This window comes from Mesorhizobium sp. 113-3-3, assembly GCF_016756495.1.
GTDB lineage: Bacteria > Pseudomonadota > Alphaproteobacteria > Rhizobiales > Rhizobiaceae > Mesorhizobium.
In genome coordinates, this window is record NZ_AP023243.1 from 1,104,635 (window position 1) to 1,124,811 (window position 20,177).

Here is a 20,177-nt window from a genome sequence, read left to right on the forward strand (position 1 = left end):
ACCTGGAGATCGTTCCCGATGAACATCCATGAATATCAAGGCAAGGCGCTGCTGAAGAGCTTTGGCGCGCCGGTGGCCGAAGGCGTGCCGGTGTTCAAGGCAAGCGAGGCCGAAGCCGCGGCACGAGCGCTGCCCGGCCCGCTCTATGTGGTGAAGAGCCAGATCCATGCCGGCGGCCGCGGCAAGGGCAAGTTCAAGGAACTGTCGCCCGACGCCAAGGGCGGCGTGCGGCTGGCCAAGTCGGTCGCCGACGTCGTCGCCAACGCCAACGAGATGCTCGGCCACACGCTGGTGACCAAACAGACCGGCCCGGCCGGCAAGCAGGTCAACCGCCTCTATATCGAGGACGGCGCCGACATCGAGCGCGAGCTTTATCTGTCGATCCTGGTCGACCGTTCGGTCGGCCGCATTGCCTTCGTCGTCTCGACCGAAGGCGGCATGGATATCGAGGCGGTCGCCCACGACACGCCGGAAAAGATCATCACCGTCGCCATCGATCCGGAAAAGGGTGTGACGGCGGATGACGTCAAGGCACTCAACAGCGCGTTGAAGCTCGACGGCGACGCCGCCAAGGATGGCGGCACGCTGTTCCCGATCCTCTATAAGGCCTTCGTCGAGAAGGACATGAGCCTGCTCGAGGTCAACCCGCTGATCGTCATGAAGAACGGCCGGCTGCGCGTGCTCGACGCCAAAGTGTCGTTCGACAACAACGCGCTGTTCCGCCACCCCGACGTGCTCGAACTGCGCGACACCACCGAAGAGGACGAGAAGGAAATCGAGGCGTCGAAATACGACCTCGCCTATGTCGCGCTCGACGGCAATATCGGCTGCATGGTCAACGGCGCCGGCCTTGCCATGGCAACGATGGACATCATCAAGCTCTATGGTGCCGAGCCCGCCAACTTCCTCGATGTCGGCGGCGGCGCGTCCAAGGAAAAAGTGACGGCGGCGTTCAAGATCATCACCAAGGACCCTGCGGTCAAAGGCATACTGATCAACATCTTCGGCGGCATCATGAAGTGCGACATCATCGCCGAGGGCGTGATCGCCGCGGTCAAGGAAGTCGGGCTCAAGGTGCCGCTGGTGGTGCGCCTGGAAGGCACCAATGCCGAGCTCGGCAAGAAGATCATCAACGACAGCGGCCTGAACGTGGTGTCGGCCGATGATCTGGACGACGCAGCCAAGAAGATCGTGGCGGCGGTGAAGGGCTGAGCCTGTGCCTCCGCGCAAGATAAACCTCGTCGAGGCGGCGGATCAGAAGATCGAGAAGGTCTTCGATCCGCATATCGCCGGCGACGTCAATGACAGCCAGGCGAAGGTCGCCAAGTTCGGCGAGGCTTTCGACTGGCACGCTCATGACAATGAGGACGAGGCGTTCCTGGTGCTGCGCGGGCGCATCGCCATCGATTTCCGCGACGGTCCGGTCGAGCTTGGCGAGGGCGATTTCATCGTCGTGCCGCGCGGTGTCGAGCACCGGCCGCGTTCGCTGACATCAGAACCCGTGGTGCTGATGTTCGAGCCGGCGACGACGCTCAACACCGGCAACGCCAAGAGCGATCTCACCGTCACCGATCTGAAGCGGCTCTGACCCATGAACGCTGCATCCTTTTCTTCGCTTTCGGCCGATCACCAGCGCTTGCAGGTGTTGGTCGGCGCGTGGCGCGGCGAGGAAGAGGTGGCGGACACACAATGGGCCGATGGCGGCTCGGCGACTTCCGAAGTGCTGGCAGAGGCACAGTTCGGCGGCCTGTTCGTGGTGCAGCGCTATCGCCAGCGCCGCGACGGCACGATTTCCTTCGGCGCGCACAGCGTGTTCGGCTTCGACCAGCAAAACAGCCTCGTCACCATGCATCAGTTCGATTCGATGGGCTTCGTGCCGGCCTCGCCTGCCACGGGCACATGGGACGACACCACGCTGACGCTGCTGCGCTCATCACCGCGCGGGGCCGCACGCGTGACCTACGATTTCGACGGCAGCGACAGCTATCGTATGCGGTTGCAATTCCGACCCGTTGGCAGCGATGGCTGGCAAGACATGGTGAGCGGCGTCTATCGGCGCGTCCCGCCCTCTGAGTTCGGGGAAGGCTGAGCGATGGAGATCGTGGGCAAGACGGTTGAAGGATTACACATAATCACACATATTATGGCTGTGTGTTTATGTGGAGACGCGCGATGAAGAATGTCACCCTGGCCATGGACGAAGCTCTGCTCGAACAGGCGCGAGGCCTTGCCGGGCGCCGCAAGACGACCCTTAACGCCCTCATTCGTTCACTGCTTGCCCATGAAGTGGAGCAGGAAGACCGGATTGCCTGGGCCAAAGCAGGAATGAGGCGGCTCATGGACGAGGCCGCGAAACGGAGCGATAGCGCCGACACCCCTTACAAGTGGGATCGAAGGGACGCCTATGCCGACCGGCAAGATCGACTGCTTTCTCGACACGAACGTCCTGATCTACGCGGCTTCGGAGAAGAATCGTGACCCACGCCGCGCTCCAATCGCCGGGGATCTGGTGTCGAGCACTGTCTTCGGCGTGTCGGGGCAGACTTTGGCCGAATTCGCCGCGGTGGCGCGTGGGAAATCCCTTCTGGGGGACGATCTGCTCGACCAATGGCTGGTCCTCCTCGGGACCTGTCCGTTGGTGCCTGTCGATGAAAGCTATGTTCGCTCGGGACTCGACCTCGCGCGCCGTTACGAAATTCACTATTACGACGCCGCGCTTCTTGCCGCGGCTGAATATCTCGGCGCGCCGATTTTCTACACCGAAGATCTCAACCACAACCAGGTTTATGGCTCGGTCCGAGCCGTCAATCCTTTCTTGTAATCGCTGAATCCAGAGGCGTAATCACCCATGTCCATTCTCGTCGACAAGAACACCAAGGTGCTGGTGCAGGGCCTGACCGGCAAGACCGGCACGTTCCACACCGAACAGGCGCTGGCCTATCACGGCACCAAGATGGTGGGCGGCATCCATCCCAAGAAGGGCGGCGAGACGTGGACCGGGTCGAAGGGCGAGAGCTTGCCGATCTTCGCCACCGTCGCCGAAGGCAAGGAGAAGACCGGCGCCAACGCGTCCGTCGTCTATGTGCCGCCGGCGGGTGCCGCCGAAGCGATCCTGGAAGCGATCGAGGCGGAAATCCCGCTGATCATCTGCATCACCGAAGGCATTCCGGTGATGGACATGGTCAAGGTCAAGGCGCGGCTCGACCGCTCGACTTCGCGGCTGATCGGCCCGAACTGCCCAGGCGTGCTCACGCCCGACGAATGCAAGATCGGCATCATGCCCGGAAACATCTTCCGCAAGGGCTCGGTCGGCGTTGTTTCGCGCTCGGGAACACTTACCTATGAGGCTGTGTTCCAGACCACCAATGTCGGCCTCGGGCAGACCACAGCCGTCGGCATCGGTGGCGATCCGGTCAAGGGCACCGAGTTCATCGACGTGCTCGAGATGTTCCTCGCCGACGACGAGACCAAGTCGATCATCATGATCGGCGAGATCGGCGGTTCGGCCGAGGAAGACGCCGCGCAGTTCCTCAAGGACGAAGCCAAGCGTGGCCGCAAGAAGCCGATGGCCGGCTTCATCGCCGGGCGCACGGCGCCGGTCGGCCGCACCATGGGCCATGCCGGCGCGGTCATCTCCGGCGGCAAAGGCGGCGCCGAGGACAAGATCGCGGCGATGGAATCGGCCGGAATAAAAGTATCGCCCTCGCCGGCACGGCTGGGCACGACCTTGGTCGAGGCGATCAAGGGTTAAGACAGTAAGGGAGTAGGGCAGTATGGCAGTAGGGGAATAGGAAGAACGGGACGAGCGGCGGCAACGCCACTTTCCTACTGCCCTATTGCCTTACTGCCCTACTCCCCTCCAAACGCAAGGAGACGGAGCCAGGCTCCGCAGGCAAAAAATGGCAAGACAAGATCAGGCCAACGACCAATTTTCGCTCACCTCTTTCCTCTATGGCGGCAACGCCGATTACATCGACGCGCTCTATGCCGCCTATGAGGACGATCCGGCCTCGGTCAATCCTGAATGGCAGGAGTTCTTCGCCGGGCTGAAGGACGATGCCGGCGATGTGCGCAGGAATGCCAAGGGCGCTTCCTGGGCCAGGCCTTCCTGGCCGCTGCAGGCCAATGGCGAACTGGTGTCGGCGCTCGACGGCAATTGGGGCATCGTCGAGAAGCACCTGGAAAAGAAGGTCAAGGACAAGGCGGTCACCAACGGCGTCGTGCTCTCCGATGCCGACGTGCACCAGGCGACGCGCGATTCCGTGCGCGCCATCATGATGATCCGCGCCTATCGCATGCGTGGCCATCTGCACGCCAATCTCGATCCGCTCGGCATCGCCAAGCCGCTCGAAGACTATAACGAACTGTCGCCGGAGAATTACGGCTTCACCGCAGCCGATTACGACCGGCCGATCTTCCTCGACAATGTGCTGGGGCTGGAATTCGGCACCATCCGGCAGATGCTGGAGATCCTCACCCGCACCTATTGCTCGACGCTCGGCGTTGAGTTCATGCACATCTCCGATCCCGAGGAGAAGGCCTGGATCCAGGCGCGCATCGAAGGCGCCGACAAGGAAATCTCCTTCACCACCACCGGCAAGAAGGCGATCCTGCAGAAGCTGGTCGAGGCCGAAGGCTTCGAGCAGTTCATCGACGTCAAGTACAAGGGCACCAAGCGCTTCGGCCTCGACGGCGGCGAGGCGCTGATCCCGGCGCTGGAGCAGATCGTCAAGCGCGGCGGCCAGCTCGGCATGAAGGAGATCGTGCTTGGCATGGCCCATCGCGGCCGCCTCAACGTGCTTTCCCAGGTGATGGCCAAGCCGCACCGCGCCATCTTCCACGAGTTCAAGGGCGGCTCGGCCGCCCCCGACGAGGTCGAGGGCTCGGGCGACGTGAAGTACCATCTCGGCGCGTCGTCGGACCGCGAGTTCGACGGCAACAAGGTGCATCTGTCGCTGACCGCCAACCCCTCGCACCTGGAAATCGTCGATCCCGTTGTCATGGGCAAGGCGCGCGCCAAGCAGGATTATCTGTTCGGCCGCGGCCGCGAGGAAATCGTGCCGCTGGAGGAGCGCGCCAAGGTGCTGCCGCTTCTGTTGCATGGCGACGCCGCCTTCGCCGGCCAGGGCGTGATCGCCGAAATCCTCGGCCTGTCGGGCCTGCGCGGCCACCGCGTCGCCGGCACGCTGCATTTCATCATCAACAACCAGATCGGCTTCACCACCAATCCGCGCTTCTCGCGCTCGTCGCCCTATCCGTCCGACGTCGCCAAGATGATCGAGGCGCCGATCTTCCACGTCAATGGCGACGACCCGGAAGCCGTGGTGCACGCCACCAAGGTGGCGATCGAATTCCGCATGAAGTTCCACAAGCCGGTGGTCGTGGACATGTTCTGCTACCGCCGCTTCGGCCACAATGAAGGCGACGAGCCAGCCTTCACCCAGCCGATCATGTACCGCAACATTCGTACCCACAAGACGACGGTGCAGATCTATGGCGACCGGCTGATCGCCGAGGGCCATATCACCCAGGCCGAGCTCGACCAGATGAAGGCCGACTGGCGCGCGCATCTGGAATCGGAGTGGGAAGTCGGCCAGCACTACAAGCCCAACAAGGCCGACTGGCTGGATGGCGCGTGGTCGGGCCTGCGCACGGCCGACAACCAGGACGAACAGCGCCGTGGCAAGACCGCCGTGCCGGTCAAGACGCTGAAGGAAATCGGCAAGAAGCTGACCGAGGTGCCGAAGGGTTTCGAGGCGCACAAGACGATCATCCGCTTCCTCGAAAACCGCCGCGAAGCCATCGAATCCGGTGAAGGCATCGACTGGTCGACGGCCGAGGCGCTGGCTTTCGGCGCCATCCTGCTCGATGGCAACCCGATCCGCCTGTCTGGTCAGGATTCCGAACGCGGCACCTTCTCGCAGCGCCATTCCGTGCTCTACGACCAGCGCGACGAAACCCGCTACATCCCGCTCAACAATCTGTCGGCGGCACAGGCCGGCTACGAAGTCATCAACTCGATGCTGTCGGAAGAGGCGGTGCTGGGCTTCGAATATGGCTACAGCCTGGCCGAGCCGAAGGCGCTGACACTATGGGAAGCGCAGTTCGGCGACTTCGCCAACGGCGCCCAGGTGGTGTTCGACCAGTTCATCTCGTCGGGCGAACGCAAGTGGCTCAGAATGTCGGGTCTCGTTTGTCTCTTGCCGCATGGCTATGAAGGCCAGGGTCCGGAACATTCCTCGGCCAGGCTGGAGCGCTTCCTGCAGCTTTGCGCCGAAGACAATATGCAGGTGGCCAACTGCACCACGCCGGCCAACTACTTCCACATCCTGCGCCGGCAGCTGAAGCGCGACTTCCGCAAGCCGCTGATCCTGATGACGCCGAAGTCGCTGCTGCGCCACAAGCGGGCGGTGTCGACGCTGCCGGAAATCTCGGGCGAAAGCTCGTTCCACCGGCTGTTGTGGGACGATGCCCAGCTGTTGCCCAACCAGCCGATCAAGCTCACCAAGGATTCGAAGATCCGCCGCGTCGTGCTGTGCTCGGGCAAGGTCTATTACGACCTCTACGAGGAGCGCGAGAAGCGCGGCATCAACGACATCTATCTCTTGCGCGTCGAACAGCTCTATCCGTTCCCGGCCAAGGCGCTGATCACCGAATTGTCGCGTTTCCGCAACGCCGAGATGGTGTGGTGCCAGGAGGAGCCCAAGAACATGGGCGCCTGGTCATTCATCGACCCGTATCTGGAATGGGTGCTGGCCCATATCGACGCCAAGCATCAGCGGGTGCGCTACACCGGCCGGCCGGCGGCCGCGTCGCCGGCGACCGGATTGATGTCCAAGCACCTTGCCCAGCTCGCCGCCTTGCTCGAAGACGCGCTCGGCGAATAAAGCAGGCGAATAGAACAGAACCGACAAGAACGGACAGGCACAATGGCTACCGAAATCCGCGTTCCCACTCTCGGCGAATCCGTCACCGAGGCGACCATCGGCAAATGGTTCAAGAAGGTCGGCGATGCCATTGCCGTCGACGAGCCGCTGGTCGAACTCGAAACCGACAAGGTGACGATAGAGGTTCCGGCCGCCGCCGCCGGCACGCTGGGCGAAATCGTCGCCAAGGAAGGCGAGACGGTCGGTGTCGGCGCGCTGCTGGGCTCGATTTCGGCTGGTGGCGCTGCTGCCCCAGTGACCAAGCCGCAGGCGGTGTCGCAGGCCTCCTCGCCGGATGCGGCGTCGACCAGCAAGCAGGCCGCGGCCGAGACCGCCAAGATCGCCGGCGATGCCGGCGCGGTCGAGCCGCGCAGCATGCCGCCGGCGCCGGCCGCGGCGAAACTGATCGCCGAGAACAATCTGTCGGTCGACCAGCTTTCCGGTTCGGGCAAGCGCGGCCAGGTGCTGAAGGGCGACGTGCTCGACGCCATCTCCAAGGGCGCGCCGTCGCAGCCGGCCGAGACGCCGAAGGCAGCGCCGGCACCGATTGCCGTTCGCGCGCCGTCCTCCGGCGACGATGCCTCGCGCGAAGAGCGCGTGCGCATGACCAAATTGCGCCAGACCATCGCGCGCCGGCTGAAGGAAGCGCAGTCGACCGCCGCCATGCTCACCACCTTCAACGAGGTCGACATGTCTGCGGTGATGGCGCTCAGGACCAAATACAAGGACGTGTTCGAGAAGAAGCACGGCGTGAAGCTCGGCTTCATGGGCTTCTTCACCAAGGCCGTCACCCACGCGCTGAAGGAAATCCCGGCGGTCAATGCGGAGATCGACGGCACCGACATCATCTACAAGAACTTCGCCCATGTCGGCGTCGCCGTCGGCACCGAGAAGGGGCTTGTCGTGCCTGTCGTGCGCGACGCCGACCAGATGTCGATCGCCGAGATCGAGAAGGAGATCGGCCGGCTGGGCATCGCCGCGCGCGACGGCAAGCTGTCGGTCGCCGACATGCAGGGCGGTACGTTCACGATCTCCAATGGCGGCGTCTACGGCTCCCTGATGTCGACGCCGATCCTCAACGCGCCGCAGTCCGGCATTCTGGGCATGCACAAGATCCAGGACCGGCCTGTGGTGGTCGGCGGCCAGATCGTGATCCGGCCGATGATGTATCTGGCGCTGAGCTACGACCACCGCATCGTAGACGGCAAGGAAGCCGTGACCTTCCTGGTGCGCGTCAAGGAGAGCCTTGAGGATCCGGAACGGCTGGTGCTTGATCTGTGAGCAAGGCTGACCCCCGATGAGCGGCTGGCTGGAGCGGTTCGGTTACAGCCTGGGCCGGCGAGCCGGTGGCGTCCTGCGGTCTATTGGCCTGGCCGCCGCCGTCGTTCCGTCGCTGGCGACGGCAGCCCAATGGGACCCTTCGCAGGCGAGCAGCAATCTTGGCATTTTCGCTTTGAGCGATGCTCAACTGGAAGAGCGGAAGATCACCGTCACTCCGATCGGCGAACTCGAATTGCCGACCGGTGAAATCATCGCGTGCGATCCTCTGATCAGCGATACCGAGATGCCGGCCTTGAGCCGTAGGGTCAAACCGGGGCGCTACCCGGTTTCGCTGCTGGAAGCCCAGGGCCGCGTCGCGATTTCGGTGCTGCGCTTCAAGCCCGGCACGCCGGTTCGCTGGGAACTGGCGACAGTGCCCGGCCAGGATGCGTCGACCTTGAAGGGCGACGAGATCTTCGGCTATCCCGTCGATGCCGGCCTTGGCTCGTTCATGGACAAAACGGCGATGGCGCTGATGTCGGGTGAGCAGGACAAGCTCAAGGCCGAGCAGAATTACTATGACGACGTGCTGGCGGCCGAATTCGCGCCCAACCAGGACAGGTTCGTCATGCATCATCCGGTTGCCGGCAACCCGCTCAACATCGCCATGTTCTGGAGCGGCTGGGGTGACGGATTCTATCCATCGTTCTGGGGGCTGGACGCGGCCGGCGAGCCGCTGCTGCTGATGACCGATTTTGGCGTTCTGGAAAACGCCGATGGCCGCGAGAGCCAGTAGGGCACCGCGATGCAAAGCGCAATGTCGCCCACCATCCGATGTCTCGCTGGATTGCTGGCGATCTTGTTTACCAACTCTGCCGCTTATGCCGCCTGCCCGATCGAACTCGCCGTCTATGGTGACGCGCAGAGTGGCAGCGAGATCGACTTTACGCCGACCGGGACCTCAGCTGTTGTCACCAACAGTTACCGCATGATCCTCGACAACAATGTGGTGCTGAACGGCATTGTGATGTGGAGCTCGGGTGAAGCGCGGCCGAACGGTTCCTTGATGTACAAATGCCCCGAGGGCGACGTCACCGGCGGCGAACTTGCCGCCTGCACGCTGTGGAACGGTGTGATCTATACGTCGGATGAAAAGGGCGCGATTGGGCTGTTGCCGGCCGAAGGTGTCGATGCGCCGAAGACACTGATCTTTCCCGATCTTGGGCCGTCATTGCGGCATTCGCTGGCCTATGGTGGCAGCGGATTCTCAAAAGTGCCGTCGGATGTGTTTACGCTGAAGGGATGCCAGGAATGAGCGAGACGCAAAAGGTGCTGTTGGTCACCGGCGGCAGTCGCGGCATTGGCGCCGCGGTCTGCCGGCAGGGGTCCAAGGCGGGCTATCGCGTGGCGGTCAACTATGCCTCCAACAAGGCTGCCGCCGACGCGCTGGTCGGCGAGATCAAGGCTGCCGGCGGCGATGCTTTCGCGGTCAAGGGCGATGTCGGCAGCGAGGCCGATATCCTCTCCATCTTCGAGGCCGTCGACCGCGCCTATGGCCGGCTCGACGCCTTCGTCAACAATGCCGGCATCGTTGACGTCAAGGCGCGCGTCGACGAAATGAGCGCGGCACGGCTGGAGCGCATGATGCGCATCAATGTCGTCGGTTCCATCCTGTGCGCCCGCGAAGCGGTCAAGCGCATGTCGACGCGACACGGCGGCAAGGGCGGATCGATCGTCAACATCTCATCGGCGGCCGCGGTGCTCGGCGCGCCGGACAATTATGTCGACTATGCCGCCTCCAAGGGCGCCATCGACACGTTCACCGTCGGGCTCGCCCGCGAGGTGGCGCTGGAAGGCATCCGCGTCAACGCGGTGCGGCCCGGCATCATCGACACCGACATCCATGCCTCCGGCGGGCAGCCGGACCGGGTGGCGCTGATCCAGGACTCGCTGCCGATGAAAAGAGCCGGCACATCAGATGAAGTCGCAAACGCGGTCCTCTATCTTTTATCCGACGCCGCGTCCTATACGACCGGCGCGATCCTGAATGTCAGCGGCGGCCGCTGAGACCCAATCAAGAAGGGAAGTATCATGGCTTATGACGTCGTTATCATCGGATCTGGACCCGGCGGCTATGTCTGCGCCATCAAGGCGGCACAGCTTGGGCTGAAGGTGGCGGTGGTCGAGAAGAACGCTACCTTCGGCGGCACCTGCCTCAACATCGGCTGCATCCCGTCGAAGGCGCTGCTCCATGCCTCGGAAATGTTCGCCGAGGCCGGCCATTCCTTCGACACGCTGGGTATCGAGATACCGGCGCCCAAGCACAATCTGAAGAAGATGATGGCGCACAAGGATGCGACGGTGGCGTCCAACGTCAACGGCGTCGCCTTCCTGTTCAAGAAGAACAAGATCGACTCCTTCCGCGGCACCGGCAAGGTGGTCGCGGCGGGCAAGGTCTCGGTCACCTCCGAGGACGGCAAGGTTGAGGAGATCGAGACGAAAAATATCGTCATCGCCACCGGTTCGGATGTCGCCGGCATTCCCGGGGTCAAGGTCGATATCGACGAGAATATCATCGTGTCGTCGACGGGCGCGCTGTCGCTGGACAAGGTTCCCGGCCATCTGGTGGTGGTCGGCGGCGGCGTCATCGGGCTCGAGCTCGGCTCGGTCTGGGCGCGGCTCGGCGCCAAGGTCACCGTCGTCGAGTTCCTCGACACGATCCTCGGCGGCATGGACGGCGAGGTCTCCAAGCAATTCCAGCGGCTGCTCTCCAAGCAAGGCTTCGAGTTCAAGCTCGGCGCCAAGGTCACCGGTGTCGCCAAGGCCAAGAAGGGTGCCACCGTCACCTTCGAGCCGGTGAAGGGTGGCGCCGCCGAGACCATCGCCGCCGATGTCGTGCTGATCGCCACCGGCCGCCGCGCCTATGCCGACAGTCTCGGGCTGAAAGAAGCCGGCGTCGAGGTCGATGAGCGCGGCCGGGTCAAGACCGACGGACACCTGCGCACCAACGTCCCCGGCATCTATGCCATCGGCGATGTCATCGCCGGGCCGATGCTGGCGCACAAGGCCGAGGACGAGGGCGTGGCGGTGGCCGAAACCATCGCCGGTCAGGCCGGCCATGTGAATTACGAGGTTATCCCGAGCGTCGTCTACACCAGCCCGGAAATCGCCTCGGTCGGCAAGACCGAGGAAGAGCTGAAGAAGGCCGGCATCGACTACAGGATCGGAAAATTCCCGTTCAGCGCCAATGGCCGCGCCCGCGCCATGCTGCACACGGACGGTTTCGTGAAGATCCTCGCCGACAAGGCCAGCGACCGCGTGCTCGGCGTGCACATTGTCGGCTTCGGCGCCGGCGAGATGATCCACGAGGCGGCCGTGCTGATGGAGTTCGGCGGCTCGTCGGAAGACCTCGCCCGCACCTGCCACGCGCATCCGACGATGTCGGAAGCGGTGAAGGAAGCGGCGCTGGCCACTTTCTTCAAGCCGATCCATATCTAAAGGCCTTTCATAAACTCTACTCCGGCGGCCATCTGGTGCGGGTTTCTGCGCTTCTCACAGCGCCGCGCGCCCTCTTGGACGCGCAAAGGACGCTGTGACACTTTTGACTGGCGCATGATCCTTTCCGAAAATCGGACCGATTTTCGGGGTCATGCGCTGCTCACGGACCTGAATGTCCGCTGCGCTCCGGTTCTCGCAAATCACACCAGCTGACTCACCGGAGCGAGTTTCTGGAAAGGCCTTTCAGGCGCTATCGCCTCAAAACAAAACGGCCCGCCTTTCAGCGGGCCGTTGGTATCTGGTGCCGGGCCGATCAGTTGGCCGGTGCAGGCGCCGGAGCGGGAGCAGGCGCTGGTGCCGGAGCAGGCGCGGGTGCTGGCGCAGGGGCCGGAGCTGGCGCAGGAGCCGGTGCTGGCTCGGGTGCCGGAGCGGGCGCAGGCGCCGGGGCCGGTGTGCTGGCCGCTGGCGGTTCGGCGGGTGCCGGATGCTCGCCGCTTCTGCCGAAAACATAATACGCGACAATCGCCAGGATAACGACGACCAGCGCAATCAGCCAGGGGCTGCCGCCCCCGCCGCTTGGCCTGGGAGTGTCGTTCGATGGATTCGCCATAAAAGTGTCCTCCGTGGATGAAAATGATCAATCAACAGCCATCAACGCGCAACCGTTGAATGGGTTTCACGCTAGGGAAGGAAAGCGCCGAAAACGCGGCGTTTGGGCCCCTCACCGCCATCCGACTCAATTGACGGCGGTGACAGTATAGCCGGCTTTGCGGAAATCCTCGACCAGTCCTCTCCGGGCCGGCGGCGTTTCGCCACGCAGCGAGCCAAACCAACCGATGCTATCGTTGGTTGCGAGGGATTTGCCGATATGACGCCCACTGCACAAACCTTTCCCGATCCCGAAAGCGTTCTTGCCGGCGCTCAGTTCGCCGACCGGTACGTGCTGACAACCGATGGTCTTGCATTGACCGCCATGGGCGCGGCCGAACGCGCCCTGGCGCGAACACCGCGATGGGTCGGCCGGCTTACGGCGCTGCGCAACCTTGCCGTCAGGCCATTTGGGCTGAAAGGCGGGGCTGACCCCGACGCGCCGCCGGAAAGCAAGGTCGGCATGTTTCCGCTCATCAGCCAGGCGCCCGGCAGGGTCGTCCTTGGGCTGAACGACCGGCACCTCGATTTCCGCCTCCTGGTGGAGGTGAACGACCTCGGCGCGGGCCGGCAGGAGGTGGCCGCATCGACAATCGTGAAGACGCACAATCTGTTTGGGCGGACCTATCTCGCCATCATCATGCCGTTTCACCGCATCATCGTTCCGGCGATGCTGGCTCAGGTCTTGATCAAATAGGGGTCAAAGCCCCACTGCCGTGACAGTATAGCCAGCTTTGCGGAAATCCTCGACCAGTCCCTCGGGGCCTGGAAGATGCAGCGCGCCCACCGCCATGAAGACATTGCCCCTGGCCAGGATCGGCCCGGCGTGATCGACCATCACCTTGTTGCGGCTGGTGATCATGGTTTCCTCGAAGGCGGCATAGCCCGAGGCGTCGTTCTGCTCTTCGGGCATGGCGGCGCGGAACAGCGGCCAGAACATGCCGGTGTCGCCGCGCTGGTAGAGCACGATCATGGTCTCGTTGATGTCGTTGACCTTGTCGCCGAGCTTCAGCGTGTCGACCAGGCCCTTCATGTGGAAGGCGAGCGGCAGCGAGGCCATGGCGCGCAGCTGGCTCTCGGCCGTTTCCAATCCTTCCACCGGCTTGCCGGCCGCCTTGGCGCTCTCGGCCAGCTTGACGTCTAGCACCGGCGCGCCGCCGGACTGGCGGGCAAGCTCGCACGCCGGAAGCGCCATCATCGCGGACAGCATCCACGGCTTCATCTTGGCGACGCTCGCCGGCGGAATGCCGCGCGCGTCGAGCGCTGCATTCATCGCCGCCGCTTCGTCCGGTTTCAGCAAGGACGACAGCGTCGTGGAGTCGGTGAACATCATCAGGTCCGGCTCCTTCAGCATCGCTGACATCATCTTCTGCTTGTCGAGCACGTCGGTGGTTTCGATGATGAGGGTGCCGGCGGCGTCAAAAGCCTTCTGTGCTTCCGGAGGCAGCGTGGTGACGCGCGAGTCGGTCATGTGCATGGTGCCGAACAAATAGGAGGGCTGTTCGCCTGGCTTCTCCAGCTTCCACAGCAGGCCCCTGCCATTCAGCGTGGCGGCGGCTTCCGCCTCGATCTTGCTGTAGGTGGCAGGGCTGCTCTTCTGCAGGGCCGACAGCATGTCGGCGCCGCTGCAGGTCGGGACTTCCGCATGCGCCCTGCCGGCCGCGAACAGCAGCACGGCGAGGAAGGACAGGAAAAACAGCACGTTGAGCGCGACAAGCAGCTTCAGAGAGACGGAAGCAGCGCGGTCGGCGATGGCAATTATGCGTTTCATGATCCCATTCCTAGGACCGAAAAGCGGCAAAACGGTTAATTGGCACCGCGAAATTGAAGGGGTTACGCCCTCGGATGGGCCGATTCGTAGATTTCGAGCAGCCTTGCGGTGTCGACGCCGGTGTAGATCTGCGTCGTCGACAGGCTGGCGTGGCCGAGCAGTTCCTGGATGGTGCGCAGATCGCCGCCACGGCCGAGCAGGTGCGTGGCGAAGGAGTGGCGCAGCGCGTGCGGCGTCGCGGTGTCGGGCAGGTTGAGCGCCGAGCGCAGTTTGGCCATGTCGCGCTGGATGATGGCCGGGTTGAGCGGGCCGCCGCGCGCGCCGCGAAACAGCAGGCCCTTGGGGTCGAGATGGTAGGGGCAGAGCCGGCGGTATTCGGCGATTGCCCTGAGCGCCACCGGCAGCACCGGCACCAGCCGCGTCTTGCCGCCCTTGCCGGTGACGCGCAGCACGGTGTCAGCCTCCGATACCAGATCGGCGCCGGCGAGGCCGAGCGCTTCGGAAATGCGCAGGCCCGAGCCGTAAAGCAGCGTCAGCACGGCGGCGTTGCGGGCGGCGATCCAGGGCTCTTCGGCCAGCTGGCCTTCCACCGAGACGACCTGCTTGGCGTCGCTCGCCGTCAGCGGTTTTGGCAGCGATTTGGGCTGGCGCGGCGCGCGCAACGCGGCGGCGCCAGCGGCATTGGCCAAGCCACGCCGTTCGAGAAAACGCAACAGCGAGCGGATGCCGGCCAGACCTCGGCCCAGCGTGCGGGCGCCGGCGCCGGCGTTGCGGCGGGCGGCGAGGAAGCCCCGCAGATCGGCCGGGCGCAGATTGGCGATGTCGGAAATGCCGGGCGAGCCACCGCAATGGCCGGTGAGGAAATGCAGGAACTGGCGCGTGTCGCGCTCATAGGCCTCGACCGTTTCCGGTGACAGTCGGCGTTCACGCGCCAGCATCTTCAGCCAGTTTTCGCGCGCCGCCTGCAGATCGGGTTTCGCCGGGATGAGGAATTCCTGCATGGCGGCATCTTCCTGTATCCGGGTTAGGAAGCGGTGAAGAGCCCGTCATTGAAATGACAGCCGCGCGGGGTTAGAGCAGGCCAAAGGATATTTCGCGATGAGCAAGCCGCAAAACCCCGTCCAGATGGCCGTGATCGGCGCCGCCCACGGCATCAAGGGCGAGCTCCGGGTGAAGACCTTCACCGGCGAACCGATGGCGCTGGCCGATTATGGGCCGCTCTATGCCAGGGATGGCCGCGCCTTCCAGATCACGGACATCAGGCCGGCCAACACTGTCGTGGTGGTGCGCTTCAAAGGCATCAGCGACCGCAATGCGGCAGAGGCGCTCGCCGGCACCGAACTGTTCGTCGACCGCTCGATGCTGCCGGATGATGGCGAGGAGGATGAATTCTACCATGCCGACCTGGTCGGGCTGGAGGTTCGCGACGACACCGGCACCGCGCTCGGCAAAGTGGTCGCGGTGCATAATTTCGGTGGCGGCGACATTCTCGACGTGACGCTTGCCGGCCGCAAGGGCGTACTGATCCCGTTCACCCAGGCCGCCGTGCCTGACGTGTCGATCGCCGAGGGCTTTGTCCGCGTCGATCCGGTGGCGGCCGGGCTGGTCGAGGACGAGGACGGCGATGCGCCGCGGGAGGAAGATTTCGATCCGAAGGGCAGGCCGCGCGGACCGCGCGACGCCGGGGGCAACCGGTGAGTTTTGCTGCCTCGGTGCTGACGCTCTACCCCGAGATGTTTCCGGGCGCGCTCGGCCTGTCGCTGGCGGGCCGCGCCTTGGAGGCGGGCACGTGGTCGCTTGCAACGATCCAGATCCGCGATTTCGCCACCGACAAGCACCGCACCGTCGACGACACGCCGGCCGGCGGCGGTGCCGGCATGGTGATGCGCGCTGACGTGCTGGCCAGGGCGATCGACCATGCCTCGCCGCCAGGCGATACCCGTCCGCGCCTTTTGATGAGCCCGCGCGGCAAACCGCTGACCCAGGCGCGCGTGCGCGAGCTTGCCGCCGGGCCGGGCGCCGTCATCCTGTGCGGCCGCTTCGAGGGCGTCGACCAGCGGCTGATCGAGGCACGAGGGTTGGAGGAAGTCTCGATCGGCGACTTCATCCTGTCGGGCGGCGAGCCGGCGGCGCTCGTACTGCTCGATGCCGTGGTGCGGCTGCTGCCCGGCGTCATGGGCAACGCCGTGTCCGGCGAGGAAGAAAGTTTCGAAAACGGCTTGCTCGAACATCCGCACTACACAAGGCCGCAGGAGTTCGAGGGCCGGGAGATTCCGCAAGTGCTGATCTCCGGCAACCACAAGAAGATCGCGGCATGGCGGCGGGAGCAGTCCGAGCGGCTGACCCGGGAGCGGCGACCGGATCTTCTCAGCGCTCACCCCTTGGCAAAATAATAAAACGCAAGAAACAGGCCGACGGCGACGACGAAGCCGCGCACGACGTTTTGCGGCACGCGCTTGGCGATCCAGACGCCGGCATAGCCGCCAAGCGCGCCGCCGGGGATCATGACGATCGCCTGCGGCCAGGCGACGACGCCGCCCGAGACGAAGACGGCGATGGCGACAGCGGCGATGACCACGGCCAGCATGTTCTTCAGCGCGTTCAGCCGGTGGTAGTCGCCGGCCTGAGTCAGGCCGAGCGTCGCCAGCATCATCACGCCCATGCCGGCGCCAAAGAAGCCGCCATAGATGGCGGTGACGAACTGCGCCAGCGAGCCGGCGAGGGAGCCGACCGCCGCCTCATGACCGGGTTTTGGCGCCGGCTTCAGCCACGGCCCGGCGGCAAACAGGGCGGTTGCAGCCAAAAGCAGCCACGGCACCATGACGCGGAAGGACGGGTTGGACAGCGCCAGCAGGATCAGCGCGCCGACCAGTGCGCCGACCGCCGATATGGCGCACAGCAGCAGGGCGCCGCGCCAGAAGTGGCGGATATCGGTCCAATAGGCGAGCGTCGAGGTGATGTAGCCCGGGAATTGCGTGACCGAGGAGGTGGCGTTGGCGACGATTGGCGGCACGCCGACCAGTGTCATGGCGCCGAAGGTGATGAAGGTGCCGCCGCCGGCGACCGCGTTGGCGGCGCCGGACAGGAAGCCCGCCAGGAACAGCAGGATGGCGTCGAAGACAGACATGGAATGCCGCCGCTCAAAAACTGTGCTATGTCAGGCTTAGAAAGCCGCGGAGAGCGGCGCAACCCGGCACGAAGCGATTACGATGATGCCATGCCGGCAAAAAAGACTCGCGCCCGGGCGTGACAAAGCGCTGAAATAGCTGTATGTGCCCGCCGAACCGGAAGAAGAATCTGCCGGACCCGTCAACAATGACGGTGTAGTCGCCCCTGTCCGATGTCATCTCGACAAAGGACATAGCCGAGCGGTCAATGGAACTGCAAGGCGAGTGTCGGACGCTCTGACTGTCGGAAGAACAAGAAGTGGATTACTAGAGATGGATCTCATCCGTCAGCTCGAGGCCGAGCAGGCCGCCAAGATCGAAGCCAAGCGCAAGCTCCCCGAATTCCAGCCCGGCGACACCGTGCGCGTCCAGGTCCGCGTGACCGAAGGCACCCGCACCCGCGTCCAGGCCTATGAGGGCGTCGTCATCGCCCGCGCCGGTTCCGGCTTCCAGGAAAATTTCACCGTCCGCAAGATCTCCTACGGCGAAGGCGTCGAGCGCGTGTTCCCGGTCTACTCGCCGATGGTCGAGGGCGTCGAGATCGTGCGCCGCGGCAAGGTGCGCCGCGCCAAGCTCTATTACCTGCGCGATCGTCGCGGCAAGTCGGCCCGTATTTCGGAAAACACCGGCGTGCGCGCCCGCAAGCTCAACGATGAGGAGCGCGACGCGCTGAACGCCGAGAAGGCCCGCATCGAGGCCGAGAAGGTCGCCGCCGCCCAGGCGCTGGCCGCCGAGACGGCCGCCAAGGAAGCCGCCGAGAAGAAGGCCGCCGCCGAGGCAGCCGCCGCCGCTGAGGCCACTCCGGCCGAATAAGGCTTTCGACGAACGAGTTTCTGAAAAGGCGGCTTTGGCCGCCTTTTTTCGTTTCACCAGACTGTGAACGTATTCAGCCCCGGAGACAGCATCCGGTCGTTGACTTTGCATTATCTTGTGTACTAAACAATCGTACACAAGATAATTGGAGATTTGAAATGGCACTTTACACAACCCAGGCTCACGTCACCGGCGGTCGCGCCGGCCATGGCGAGACCAGCGACGGCCTGCTCAAGGTCGACCTGGCGATGCCCAAGGAACTCGGCGGGCCGGGTGGCGCGACCAATCCCGAGCAGCTTTTCGCCATCGGCTACGCCGCCTGCTTCGAAAGCGCCATCCGCTTCGTCGCGCGCAAACAGAAGCTGCAGCTGACGGATGCCGGGGTAACCTCCACCGTCAGCCTGCTTCCCAATGGCGAAGGCTTCAGGCTCGGCGTCGCGCTCGCGGCGGAGACGAAAGGCCTTGATCAGGCGGCCGCCGAAGCGCTTGTATCGGAAGCACACAAGATCTGCCCCTATTCCAACGCCATCCGGGGCAATGTCGACGTGGCGCTTTCGGTAAAGGCGGCATGACGGGAAGGACCACAGAGAGCGCCAGCGACGTCCCGGCGGAGGCCGCCGGGACGCTTCACGTGCCGCGGCTCGACCAGCAGCTCTGTTTCGCGCTTTATTCGGCAAGCGGACTGATGACCAAGCTCTACCGGCCGTTGCTCGATCCGATCGGCCTGACCTATCCGCAATATCTGGTCATGCTGGCGCTGTGGCAGCACGCGCCGAGCACGGTGGGCGCGCTTGGCGAGGCGCTGGGGCTCGATTCCGCGACGCTGACGCCGCTGCTCAAGCGGATGGAGGCAGGCGGGCTGCTTACCCGCCGCCGTGATGCCGCCGATGAGCGCCGCGTGCTGGTCGAACCGACGGCCAAGGGCCAGGCGTTGCGCGCGCAAGCGAAGGATGTGTCGGTGGCACTTGCCTGCAGCGTGCCGATGCAGCCTGGCGAGGCGAAAGCGCTGCACGCGACGCTCACTCATCTCGTTGCCGGTCTGCGCAACGCCGTAGCGGAAGACGCCTCGGCGGATGCGGAGGCGCTGGTTTCTGGTTCGAGATAGCCAGATCATCGCGAAATCCCTGGATACAGGGCATCCGAATCCCTTTTCACGCGCGCTGACGCAGCGGACCGTCTTGCATGGCGCATGCGGAAAGCTAAAGTCGGCGCCGGATTTTCCTTGGAAGCCCGGCCGATATCCGGGCGCTTTCAATTTTCGGGAGTGTGTCATGACCAAGTCGAAACTGCTGCTGGCCGGCCTGCTTGCCCTCGTGCTGGCGCCCGTTGCCGCCTTCGCGCAGGCGCTGCCCGATCTCGCCGGCAAACAAGTGGTGGTGGTCACCGAAAACGCCTATCCGCCGCTGCAATTCATCGATCCCAAGACGGGCAAGCAGATCGGCTGGGAATATGATGCGATGAACGAAATCGCCAAGCGGCTCAACTTCAAGGTCGAGTACCGGAACACCTCCTGGGACGCGATGATCCAGGCGGTTTCCGATAACCAGTACAACATCGGCATGACCGGCATCACCATCAAGGACGACCGCAAGGAGAAGGTCGATTTCTCCGACCCCTATATGCGTTCGGAGCAGTTCATGCTGGTGCGCGGCGACGAAAGCCGCTTCACCGACGCCAAGACCTTCGGCGCCTTCAAGGACGGGCTGATCGGCGCGCAGCCCGGCACCACGCCCTTCTACACCGCCGTCTACAGCGTGCTCGACGGCAATGAGCAGAACCCGCGCATCAAACTGTTCGAGACTTTCGGCGCCACGGTGCAGGCCCTGAAGTCGGGCGACGTCGATGTCGTGCTGACCGACGGTACCGCCGGCAAGGGCTATGTCGATGCTTCCGAGGGCAAGCTCAAGCTGATCGGCGGCCCGCTCGGCACCGAGGATTTTGGCTTCATCTTCCCGAAGGGATCGGATCTGGTGAAGCCGGTCAACGCCGCGATCGCCGCGCTCAAGGCGGACGGCACGTTCGATGCACTGAACAAGAAGTGGTTTCTTGATTACAAGATGGGGCAGTAGTTTCGTTGGCGCGCGTGCTTGCTGA

Annotated in this window: 22 protein-coding genes; 19 read left to right on the forward strand and 3 right to left on the reverse strand. The window is 64.0% G+C overall.

The window, feature by feature from the left end; genetic code table 11:
• The first annotated feature begins 18 nt into the window (after nucleotides 1-18).
• The 13 genes from sucC to JG746_RS05255 all read left to right on the forward strand — a co-directional run bounded on the left by sucC (nucleotide 19) and on the right by JG746_RS05255 (nucleotide 13,029).
• On the forward strand, nucleotides 19-1,212 hold the full coding sequence (gene sucC, locus JG746_RS05195) for an ADP-forming succinate--CoA ligase subunit beta (protein WP_202357193.1): 1,194 nt from the start codon (nucleotides 19-21) through the stop codon (nucleotides 1,210-1,212).
• A 4-nt stretch (nucleotides 1,213-1,216) separates the two neighbouring features.
• On the forward strand, nucleotides 1,217-1,588 hold the full coding sequence (locus JG746_RS05200) for a cupin domain-containing protein (RefSeq protein WP_202357194.1): 372 nt from the start codon (nucleotides 1,217-1,219) through the stop codon (nucleotides 1,586-1,588).
• A 3-nt stretch (nucleotides 1,589-1,591) separates the two neighbouring features.
• Nucleotides 1,592-2,089 carry a DUF1579 family protein gene (locus JG746_RS05205; RefSeq protein WP_202357195.1) on the forward strand — a complete coding sequence of 166 codons (498 nt, stop codon included), beginning with the start codon at nucleotides 1,592-1,594 and terminating at the stop codon, nucleotides 2,087-2,089.
• 83 nt (nucleotides 2,090-2,172) lie between these two features.
• Nucleotides 2,173-2,478: a hypothetical protein gene (locus JG746_RS05210; RefSeq protein ID WP_202357196.1), complete on the forward strand. Its 306-nt coding sequence runs from the start codon at nucleotides 2,173-2,175 to the stop codon at nucleotides 2,476-2,478.
• Entirely contained in the window at nucleotides 2,405-2,821 is a 417-nt protein-coding gene (locus tag JG746_RS05215) for a PIN domain-containing protein (protein ID WP_202357197.1), read from the forward strand. Before JG746_RS05210 ends, JG746_RS05215 begins: the two co-directional genes overlap by 74 nt.
• 27 nt (nucleotides 2,822-2,848) lie before the next feature.
• Nucleotides 2,849-3,751, forward strand: coding sequence for a succinate--CoA ligase subunit alpha (gene sucD, locus JG746_RS05220; protein WP_202357198.1), 903 nt, complete (start codon nucleotides 2,849-2,851; stop codon nucleotides 3,749-3,751).
• Between the two features lie 148 nt (nucleotides 3,752-3,899).
• The gene (locus JG746_RS05225) at nucleotides 3,900-6,887 is read left to right on the forward strand and encodes a 2-oxoglutarate dehydrogenase E1 component (RefSeq protein ID WP_202357199.1); all 2,988 of its coding nucleotides are present in this window, start codon (nucleotides 3,900-3,902) and stop codon (nucleotides 6,885-6,887) included.
• Nucleotides 6,888-6,929: 42 nt separating this feature from the next.
• Nucleotides 6,930-8,207 carry a 2-oxoglutarate dehydrogenase complex dihydrolipoyllysine-residue succinyltransferase gene (odhB, locus tag JG746_RS05230; RefSeq protein WP_202357200.1) on the forward strand — a complete coding sequence of 426 codons (1,278 nt, stop codon included), beginning with the start codon at nucleotides 6,930-6,932 and terminating at the stop codon, nucleotides 8,205-8,207.
• Between the two features lie 16 nt (nucleotides 8,208-8,223).
• Complete coding sequence (locus JG746_RS05235) at nucleotides 8,224-8,982, forward strand: DUF4241 domain-containing protein (protein WP_096451685.1); 759 nt, start codon at nucleotides 8,224-8,226, stop codon at nucleotides 8,980-8,982.
• Nucleotides 8,983-9,003: 21 nt separating this feature from the next.
• Nucleotides 9,004-9,501, forward strand: coding sequence for a hypothetical protein (locus JG746_RS05240; RefSeq protein ID WP_244730675.1), 498 nt, complete (start codon nucleotides 9,004-9,006; stop codon nucleotides 9,499-9,501).
• Nucleotides 9,498-10,253: an SDR family oxidoreductase gene (locus JG746_RS05245; protein WP_202357201.1), complete on the forward strand. Its 756-nt coding sequence runs from the start codon at nucleotides 9,498-9,500 to the stop codon at nucleotides 10,251-10,253. Before JG746_RS05240 ends, JG746_RS05245 begins: the two co-directional genes overlap by 4 nt.
• Nucleotides 10,254-10,277: 24 nt before the next feature.
• Nucleotides 10,278-11,684, forward strand: coding sequence for a dihydrolipoyl dehydrogenase (lpdA, locus tag JG746_RS05250; protein WP_202357202.1), 1,407 nt, complete (start codon nucleotides 10,278-10,280; stop codon nucleotides 11,682-11,684).
• An 868-nt stretch (nucleotides 11,685-12,552) separates the two neighbouring features.
• Nucleotides 12,553-13,029, forward strand: a complete 477-nt coding sequence (locus tag JG746_RS05255) for a DUF2867 domain-containing protein (protein ID WP_202357203.1) — start codon at nucleotides 12,553-12,555, stop codon at nucleotides 13,027-13,029.
• A 3-nt stretch (nucleotides 13,030-13,032) separates the two neighbouring features.
• On the opposite strand, the gene JG746_RS05260 is transcribed toward JG746_RS05255, so the two are convergent.
• Nucleotides 13,033-14,103, reverse strand: coding sequence for a TraB/GumN family protein (locus tag JG746_RS05260; RefSeq protein WP_202357204.1), 1,071 nt, complete (start codon nucleotides 14,101-14,103; stop codon nucleotides 13,033-13,035).
• Nucleotides 14,104-14,165: 62 nt separating this feature from the next.
• The gene (locus JG746_RS05265; RefSeq protein WP_202357205.1) at nucleotides 14,166-15,104 is read right to left on the reverse strand and encodes a tyrosine recombinase XerC; all 939 of its coding nucleotides are present in this window, start codon (nucleotides 15,102-15,104) and stop codon (nucleotides 14,166-14,168) included.
• A 97-nt stretch (nucleotides 15,105-15,201) separates the two neighbouring features.
• Here JG746_RS05265 and rimM point away from each other — a divergent pair, with 97 nt between their 5' ends.
• Both rimM and trmD read left to right on the forward strand, forming a co-directional pair.
• Nucleotides 15,202-15,801 (forward strand): ribosome maturation factor RimM, encoded by a 600-nt coding sequence (rimM, locus tag JG746_RS05270; protein ID WP_032932242.1) that lies wholly within the window; start codon nucleotides 15,202-15,204, stop codon nucleotides 15,799-15,801.
• The gene (trmD, locus tag JG746_RS05275) at nucleotides 15,798-16,496 is read left to right on the forward strand and encodes a tRNA (guanosine(37)-N1)-methyltransferase TrmD (protein WP_202357206.1); all 699 of its coding nucleotides are present in this window, start codon (nucleotides 15,798-15,800) and stop codon (nucleotides 16,494-16,496) included. The genes rimM and trmD overlap by 4 nt, the downstream gene beginning before the upstream one ends.
• Here trmD and JG746_RS05280 read toward each other — a convergent pair.
• On the reverse strand, nucleotides 16,478-17,230 hold the full coding sequence (locus JG746_RS05280; protein WP_202357207.1) for a sulfite exporter TauE/SafE family protein: 753 nt from the start codon (nucleotides 17,228-17,230) through the stop codon (nucleotides 16,478-16,480). The genes trmD and JG746_RS05280 overlap by 19 nt on opposite strands.
• A gap of 313 nt (nucleotides 17,231-17,543) precedes the next feature.
• Here JG746_RS05280 and rplS point away from each other — a divergent pair, with 313 nt between their 5' ends.
• The 4 genes from rplS (at nucleotide 17,544) to JG746_RS05300 (ending at nucleotide 20,152) form a co-directional block, all read left to right on the forward strand.
• On the forward strand, nucleotides 17,544-18,083 hold the full coding sequence (gene rplS / locus JG746_RS05285) for a 50S ribosomal protein L19 (RefSeq protein WP_202357208.1): 540 nt from the start codon (nucleotides 17,544-17,546) through the stop codon (nucleotides 18,081-18,083).
• A 158-nt stretch (nucleotides 18,084-18,241) separates the two neighbouring features.
• Entirely contained in the window at nucleotides 18,242-18,655 is a 414-nt protein-coding gene (locus JG746_RS05290; protein WP_202357209.1) for an organic hydroperoxide resistance protein, read from the forward strand.
• A complete protein-coding gene (locus JG746_RS05295; protein ID WP_202357210.1) occupies nucleotides 18,652-19,188 on the forward strand; it encodes a MarR family winged helix-turn-helix transcriptional regulator in 537 nt (178 codons plus the stop codon). Before JG746_RS05290 ends, JG746_RS05295 begins: the two co-directional genes overlap by 4 nt.
• A gap of 166 nt (nucleotides 19,189-19,354) precedes the next feature.
• A complete protein-coding gene (locus JG746_RS05300) occupies nucleotides 19,355-20,152 on the forward strand; it encodes a transporter substrate-binding domain-containing protein (protein WP_202357211.1) in 798 nt (265 codons plus the stop codon).
• Nucleotides 20,153-20,177 lie beyond the last annotated feature (25 nt).

What these genes read in the sequence shown, in the direction of transcription:
- sucC (WP_202357193.1), top strand. Translation starts at nt 19, where the DNA reads ATGAACATCCATGAATATCAAGGCAAGGCGCTGCTGAAGAGCTTTGGC.
- JG746_RS05205 (WP_202357195.1), top strand. Translation starts at nt 1,592, where the DNA reads ATGAACGCTGCATCCTTTTCTTCGCTTTCGGCCGATCACCAGCGCTTG.
- JG746_RS05210 (WP_202357196.1), top strand. Translation starts at nt 2,173, where the DNA reads ATGAAGAATGTCACCCTGGCCATGGACGAAGCTCTGCTCGAACAGGCG.
- JG746_RS05215 (WP_202357197.1), top strand. Translation starts at nt 2,405, where the DNA reads ATGCCGACCGGCAAGATCGACTGCTTTCTCGACACGAACGTCCTGATC.
- sucD (WP_202357198.1), top strand. Translation starts at nt 2,849, where the DNA reads ATGTCCATTCTCGTCGACAAGAACACCAAGGTGCTGGTGCAGGGCCTG.
- JG746_RS05225 (WP_202357199.1), top strand. Translation starts at nt 3,900, where the DNA reads ATGGCAAGACAAGATCAGGCCAACGACCAATTTTCGCTCACCTCTTTC.
- odhB (WP_202357200.1), top strand. Translation starts at nt 6,930, where the DNA reads ATGGCTACCGAAATCCGCGTTCCCACTCTCGGCGAATCCGTCACCGAG.
- JG746_RS05235 (WP_096451685.1), top strand. Translation starts at nt 8,224, where the DNA reads ATGAGCGGCTGGCTGGAGCGGTTCGGTTACAGCCTGGGCCGGCGAGCC.
- JG746_RS05240 (WP_244730675.1), top strand. Translation starts at nt 9,004, where the DNA reads ATGTCGCCCACCATCCGATGTCTCGCTGGATTGCTGGCGATCTTGTTT.
- JG746_RS05245 (WP_202357201.1), top strand. Translation starts at nt 9,498, where the DNA reads ATGAGCGAGACGCAAAAGGTGCTGTTGGTCACCGGCGGCAGTCGCGGC.
- lpdA (WP_202357202.1), top strand. Translation starts at nt 10,278, where the DNA reads ATGGCTTATGACGTCGTTATCATCGGATCTGGACCCGGCGGCTATGTC.
- JG746_RS05255 (WP_202357203.1), top strand. Translation starts at nt 12,553, where the DNA reads ATGACGCCCACTGCACAAACCTTTCCCGATCCCGAAAGCGTTCTTGCC.
- JG746_RS05260 (WP_202357204.1), bottom strand. Translation starts at nt 14,103, where the DNA reads ATGAAACGCATAATTGCCATCGCCGACCGCGCTGCTTCCGTCTCTCTG.
- JG746_RS05265 (WP_202357205.1), bottom strand. Translation starts at nt 15,104, where the DNA reads ATGCAGGAATTCCTCATCCCGGCGAAACCCGATCTGCAGGCGGCGCGC.
- rimM (WP_032932242.1), top strand. Translation starts at nt 15,202, where the DNA reads ATGAGCAAGCCGCAAAACCCCGTCCAGATGGCCGTGATCGGCGCCGCC.
- JG746_RS05280 (WP_202357207.1), bottom strand. Translation starts at nt 17,230, where the DNA reads ATGTCTGTCTTCGACGCCATCCTGCTGTTCCTGGCGGGCTTCCTGTCC.
- rplS (WP_202357208.1), top strand. Translation starts at nt 17,544, where the DNA reads ATGGATCTCATCCGTCAGCTCGAGGCCGAGCAGGCCGCCAAGATCGAA.
- JG746_RS05290 (WP_202357209.1), top strand. Translation starts at nt 18,242, where the DNA reads ATGGCACTTTACACAACCCAGGCTCACGTCACCGGCGGTCGCGCCGGC.
- JG746_RS05295 (WP_202357210.1), top strand. Translation starts at nt 18,652, where the DNA reads ATGACGGGAAGGACCACAGAGAGCGCCAGCGACGTCCCGGCGGAGGCC.
- JG746_RS05300 (WP_202357211.1), top strand. Translation starts at nt 19,355, where the DNA reads ATGACCAAGTCGAAACTGCTGCTGGCCGGCCTGCTTGCCCTCGTGCTG.